This window comes from Brevibacterium sp. (genome assembly GCF_022712115.1).
GTDB lineage: Bacteria > Actinomycetota > Actinomycetes > Actinomycetales > Brevibacteriaceae > Brevibacterium > Brevibacterium salitolerans.
The window spans coordinates 1-5,904 of sequence record NZ_JALAHB010000067.1 but is presented as its reverse complement, the minus strand read 5'-3'; the positions used below and the strand labels follow the sequence as shown (position 1 = coordinate 5,904).

Below are 5,904 nucleotides of genomic sequence, written 5' to 3'. Positions count from 1 at the left end.
GACAGCGCCCGCGCCCTGCTCGCGGACGACCGCCTGGGTGCGCTCCTGCGCGGCGCGGATCTCCTGTGGGCCCACTACTGGGTCTCCGGACTCACCGCATGTCACCTCCGCGCACTCCTGCGTGCAGAGGGCACTCACACGCCTCCCCTCGCCGTCACCTTCCACACCCTGGGCGCAGTGAAGGACCGGGACCTGGGGGAGGACCGCGAACCGCAGGCTCGGCTCGAGGCTGAGGCACGGATCGCTGCGGAGGCGGACCTGATCCTCGCGAACTCCCCGTCCGAGGCCGCAGACGCCCAGCACCTCCTCCACGACTCTAACTCCCGCATCGCCGTGACCCCGCCCGGAATCGACACCGCCACCTTCCGCCCCGGCTCCATGCAGGACGCCCGGCGCGCGCTGGGCGAGGAGGACACGGATCTCCTGGTGCTCTGCGTGGGCCGGATGCAGCACATCAAGGGCACGGACGTGCTCATCGACGCCCTCAGCGAACTCGTCCGCACGGAACCCGCGCTTGCCGGCAGAGTGCGCGCCGTGTTCCTCGGTGATGCCTCCGGAGAGGCGGACCCGAGCGGCCTGCGGGAGGCGGCGACGGCCTCGGCCGCGGCCCCTCTCATCGAGTTCCGCCCGCCCGTGCCGGCGGACCAGGTGGCCCAGTGGTACCGGGCCGCTGACCTGGTGGTCGTCCCCTCGCGCTCCGAGTCCTTCGGCCTGGTCGCCGCCGAGGCGCAGGCCGCCGGTGCGCCCGTCCTCGCCACCGCGGTGGGCGGGCTCACGCACGTGGTGCGGCACGGCTGCGGAGGCATCCTGGTGGACGGCGACGACCCCGTGGTGTGGGCGCAGGCGCTCACCGGCCTGCTCCTCGATCCCGCGCTCCGGGCTCGGCTGGGGGCCACCGCCGCAGCGGATGCGGCGGACCTGGGCTGGGACCGCGCGGAGCGGGGCATGCTCACCGCACTCGAGGCCGTGGTGACGGCTCCCGTGCCCGAGGCCGGCACCACGCCCGTCTCTGAGCCCGCGTCCGCCTCGGCACCGGCCCCTGAGGCCGCGTCCGCCCCGGCATCCGCCTCCGAGGCCGGTGCAGGCGACGCGGGTATGCCCTCAGCCTCCGATCCCGTCATCGGGCTCATCCGCTCCTGGGCCGCCGAGAACGAGGTCGAGGTCGAGTCCGTGGCTCCGGACCAGATCGTCGTGGTGCTGCCGGGGGAGAAGAAGCTCAAGACCAACGTCTCCATCCGCGCCGGCAGGCATTCGGTGGACTTCCAGGCCTTCGTGGTGCGCCGCCCGGACGAGAACCGCGAGCGCTTCTTCCAGTGGATGCTGCAGCAGAACGGGCGCCTGGGCGGGCTCTCCTTCTCCGTGGACGGCTACGACGACGTCTACCTCAACGCCTCCCTGCCTCCCACAGCGTTCGTGCAGGAGGACGGGCGCGTCCAGGATGGCGCAGAGGACGTGCTCGACTCCTACCTGGGACGCTTCCTCACCATCGCGGACTCGTCCTTCAACGAGCTGCTGACCCTGGGCTTCCTCACCTCCATGAAGCGGGAATGGGCGTGGCGGCTGGCCCGCGGTGAGTCCACCCGCAATCTCGAGGCGTTCCGCCACCTCGTGGACACGGACGACAACGAGTTCGTGGGCACGTTCACCCCGCTGCCCCGCGAGGACTGAACGCCGCGGACCAACGGGCGTCCCGCCGCCGTCCCACAAGCGTCCAACCTCGGCTCCGCTGCCGTCCCACCCGCGGGACGGTGGCGCGTGCAGCCCGCAGCACGTGCCAGAATGTCGGCATGGCGTACAACCTCGTGCTGCTCCGCCACGGCGAGAGCGATTGGAACCAGAAGAACCTGTTCACCGGCTGGGTGGACGTCACCCTCACGGACAAGGGCCGTGCGGAGGGCGTGCGCGCCGGCGAGCTGCTCGCGGAGAGCGGCCTGCTGCCGGACGTCGTCCACACCTCCCGCCTCAAGCGCGCGATCCTCACCTCGCAGATCGCGCTCGAGGCCGCGGACCGGTCCTGGATCGACACCCACCGCTCCTGGCGCCTCAACGAGCGCCACTACGGCGCGCTGCAGGGCAAGAACAAGAAGGAGATCCGGGACGAGTTCGGCGAGGAGCAGTTCATGACCTGGCGCCGCTCCTTCGACACCCCGCCGCCGGAGCTCGAGGACTCGAGCGAGTGGTCGCAGGCCGGAGACCCGCGCTATGCGAACCTGGGCGCGGCGCTGCCCCGCACCGAATGCCTCAAGGACGTCATCGTGCGCCTGCTGCCCTACTGGTACGACTCCATCGTGCCGGATCTGCAGCTGGGTCGCACCGTGCTCGTCGCCGCCCACGGCAACTCCCTGCGCGCCCTCGTCAAGCACCTGGACGGGATCAGCGACGAGGAGATCACCGGCCTCAACATCCCCACCGGCATCCCGCTGCACTACGAGCTGGACGAGGAGACGCTGGCACCGGTCACCGCGCGGGGCACCTACCTGGATGCAGATGCCGCCGCCGAGGCCGCCGCAGCCGTCGCGAACCAGGGCCGGTGACGCCGGCTCGCCTCTGAGCAGGCCGCCTGCCCATACAGACGCATGTGCGCCCGTCACTCCACGGAAGTGGAGTGACGGGCGCACATGCGTGCAGGGCTTCTGCATGCACCTGGCATCGGCACACGCATTAGTCGGAAGGCGCGCCTGCAGGTGGGACCCACGGGCGCTGCCTGCGCCCGGCCCCGGCTGTGTCAGTCCGTGCCGGGGATGAGCTTGGAGTCCCAGTTGCCGGTCAGCAGGTACTCGATCCGCTGGGCGACGGAGACGGCGTGGTCGCCGAACCGCTCGAGGTAGCGGGAGAGCAGGGTGACGTCCGCGACCTCGGCGGGCTTGATGTCAGAATCGGAGATCTGCGAGAAGACCCGCAGGTGCAGGGTGTCGAGGCTCTCGTCGAGGTCGTCGATGGTGGGCACGGCCTCGAGGCCCGGGTTGGAGACCAGGTGGTGGATCGCCCGGGCGATGCGCCCGGCGGCCTCCGTCATCCGCGAGAACACCGGCTCGAAGCCGGCGGGGACGGCGGAATCGGGGTAGCGGATGCGCACCTGCTGGGCCACGTGGCGCGCCAGGTCGCCCATGCGCTCCAGGGAGGCACTCATCCGCAGCGAGGAGATGACCACGCGCAGATCTGCCGCCACGGGCGCCTGCAGCGCGAGGATCTCCGCGGCGGACTTGTCGAGTTCGAGCTGCAGCCTGTCGATCGCGGCGTCCGCGGCGATGACCTCCTCCGCGAGCTCGAGGTTGTTCTCGTGCAGGGCCTCGCTGGCCTTGTCGATGGCCGTGACGACCTTCTCGGCCATCGCGGTGAGCTTGTCGGCGAGCCCGTCGAGCTCGTTCTGGAACACTTCGCGCATTCGCAGGTTTCCTTTCCCATGTACCGGACGAGGTGGATCGAACCGTCATTCGGCGGTGCCGGCGAGCAGGGATCCGCCGCTCACTGTCTCAGTGGCGGGTGAACCGTTCACGTCCTCCGAGTGAACCTTTGCATTCATCTTAGGTGCAGGCCCCGTGGAGGTGCATGGACCGTTCACCGTCCGTTTAGGCTGGTGCACGTGGAACTGCTCATCGTCGCCGTGGTCACCGGGGTGGTCGGCCTCGCGGTGGGAATCGCCGGCATCATGGCCTTCCGGCTCTCTGCGGCGAGCCGGAGCACCGCCGACCTGCACTCGGAGAGCGAGCTGCCGGACGGCATCGCGGAGGTGCTCGCGGTGCTGCCCAGCGCCGCCATCGTGGTGGATGCCGGGGACGATGTCGTCAAGGCCTCTCCCGCCGCCTACACCTACGGTCTGGTGCGCGGACACCGGCTCATCTCTCGCAGGCTCGAGGAGATCGTCGCCCGGGTGCGCACTCGCGGGCTCATCGAGGAACTCGACTTCGAGCACTCCGCGAGCGAGGCCTCGCATCCCCGCTTCCTCCACGCCCGGGTCGCCGCACTGGGGCAGGCGTTCGTCCTCGTCCTCTGCGACGACCAGACGGATGCGCGCCGGGTGGATGCGATCCGGAGGGACTTCGTCGCGAACGTCTCCCACGAGCTCAAGACGCCCATCGGCGCGATCGCCCTGCTCGCGGAGGCCGTCACGGACTTCGCGGACGACCCCGAGGCCGTGGCCCGGTTCGGCACCCGCATGCAGAAGGAGTCCACGCGTCTCACGCAACTGGTTCAGGAGATCATCGACCTCTCCCGCGTGCAGGACCACGAGACGCCTCAGAGCACGGCGCGCGTCTCCGTCACCGAGGTCATCGCGGACGCCGTGGACCGGGCGAGCACGGGTGCCGCGGGCAAGGACATCGAGCTCTCCGTGGCGCCGGGCGGCGACTGGTATGTGGACGGCAGCTACGAGCTGCTGGTCAATGCCGTGCGCAATCTGCTGGACAACGCCGTGAGCTACTCGAACGAGGGCACCCGCGTGGGCGTGGGCACGCGGCTGGAGGACGAACGCGTCGTCATCACGGTGACGGACCAGGGCATCGGCATGTCCTCGGCGGAGACGGAGCGCGTCTTCGAGCGGTTCTACCGTGTGGATCCCGCCCGCTCCCGGATGACCGGCGGCACCGGTCTGGGCCTGAGCATCGTCAAGCACATCGTGGCGACGCACGGCGGAGAGGTCCGCGTGTGGTCGCGGCCCGGGCAGGGCTCCACTTTCACCATCGTCCTGCCGCAGGCACCGCAGACGGGCCAGCTGCCCCACGTGGAGGAGGGTCATGCCTCCCGGGAGGACGCTGCGCCCGGCGATGGGCCTGCACGCGACCGGCCTGCAGGGGACGTGCCCGCAGGGGACGCGGGCCCGGCCTCCGCCTCCGCCGCCGGCGGGCAGACCGACCAGGCTGCCGAGGCCCCGGCGGCGGTCCGCCTAGACTCCCAGGAAGAGCTCGCCGCGCAGAGCGCCGAGGAGGCGCCGCCCGGTGACCCGAGAGAAAGAAGGAAGACGACGTGACGCGCATTCTGCTTGTCGAGGACGAGGAGTCGTTCTCGGACCCGCTCTCCTACCTGCTGGGCAAGGAGGGGTACGAGGTCGCGGTTGCCGCGGACGGTCTCGACGCCCTTGCGGAGTTCGACCGCGGCGGCGCGGACCTGGTGCTCCTCGACCTCATGCTCCCCGGCGCCTCGGGCACCGAGGTGTGTCGTCAGCTGCGCGCGAAGTCGAACGTGCCGATCATCATGCTCACTGCCAAGGATTCGGAGATCGACAAGGTGGTGGGGCTGGAGCTCGGCGCGGACGACTACGTGACGAAGCCGTACTCGTCACGCGAACTGCTGGCGCGCATCCGTGCGGTGCTGCGGCGCAACGCGGAGCCCGCGGATCTGGAGGAGGCCGTGATCGAGGCCGGCGGCGTCCGGATCGACGTGGACCGCCACGTGGCCTCCGTCCGCGGCGAGGAGCTGTCGCTGCCGCTCAAGGAGTTCGAACTGCTGGAGATGCTGGTGCGCAACGCCGGGCGCGTGATGACCCGCGGGCAGCTCATCGACCGCATCTGGGGCCAGGACTACGTGGGCGACACCAAGACCCTCGACGTCCACGTCAAGCGGCTCCGCGCCAAGGTCGAGAAGGAGCCGTCCTCGCCCTCGCTGCTCGTGACGGTGCGCGGCCTCGGCTACAAGTTCGAGGCCTGAGAGACCCCGCCCGGAGGCGGGCGTGCGCCTGCCGCGGCGCGCCCGCGCAGGGGAAGGGCGCGCCCACCGGGCGGACGCCCGCCGAGCGCAGGCCCGCTGCGGATGCGCCTGCCGCGGCCGGTGCCTCGGTGCCGGAAGCCCGGGTGAATGCGGAGAAGGGCCGGCGCCGCAGGGGGGGAACCGGCCCCCCCCCCCAGAAGCCCGCGCAACGGGTGGGGGGGTGAGGGGCGGCCCGGCGCCGCGGGGCGGGGGGGGGGGGAG

The 5,904-nt window shown here is 71.1% G+C and carries 5 protein-coding genes; 4 read left to right on the top strand and 1 reads right to left on the bottom strand.

Going from position 1 to position 5,904, the window contains the following annotated elements:
• Together Q0A33_RS04015 and Q0A33_RS04010 are read left to right on the top strand one after the other, a co-directional pair.
• On the top strand, window positions 1-1,668 hold a 1,668-nt coding region (locus tag Q0A33_RS04015; RefSeq protein WP_291793468.1), incomplete at its 5' end, for a glycosyltransferase.
• A 119-nt stretch (window positions 1,669-1,787) separates the two neighbouring features.
• On the top strand, window positions 1,788-2,534 hold the full coding sequence (locus tag Q0A33_RS04010; RefSeq protein ID WP_291793465.1) for a phosphoglyceromutase: 747 nt from the start codon (window positions 1,788-1,790) through the stop codon (window positions 2,532-2,534).
• Window positions 2,535-2,725: 191 nt separating this feature from the next.
• On the opposite strand, the gene phoU is transcribed toward Q0A33_RS04010, so the two are convergent.
• The gene (gene phoU / locus Q0A33_RS04005; RefSeq protein ID WP_291793461.1) at window positions 2,726-3,385 is read right to left on the bottom strand and encodes a phosphate signaling complex protein PhoU; all 660 of its coding nucleotides are present in this window, start codon (window positions 3,383-3,385) and stop codon (window positions 2,726-2,728) included.
• A gap of 198 nt (window positions 3,386-3,583) precedes the next feature.
• On the opposite strand from phoU, the gene Q0A33_RS04000 reads away from it, so the two are divergent.
• A complete protein-coding gene (locus tag Q0A33_RS04000) occupies window positions 3,584-4,966 on the top strand; it encodes an ATP-binding protein (protein WP_291793456.1) in 1,383 nt (460 codons plus the stop codon).
• On the top strand, window positions 4,963-5,643 hold the full coding sequence (locus Q0A33_RS03995) for a response regulator transcription factor (protein WP_291793453.1): 681 nt from the start codon (window positions 4,963-4,965) through the stop codon (window positions 5,641-5,643). The genes Q0A33_RS04000 and Q0A33_RS03995 overlap by 4 nt, the downstream gene beginning before the upstream one ends.
• Window positions 5,644-5,904 lie beyond the last annotated feature (261 nt).

Bases quoted from the DNA above. Each gene is read 5' to 3' on its own strand.
- Q0A33_RS04010 (WP_291793465.1), top strand. From the start codon at position 1,788: ATGGCGTACAACCTCGTGCTGCTCCGCCACGGCGAGAGCGATTGGAAC.
- phoU (WP_291793461.1), bottom strand. From the start codon at position 3,385: ATGCGCGAAGTGTTCCAGAACGAGCTCGACGGGCTCGCCGACAAGCTC.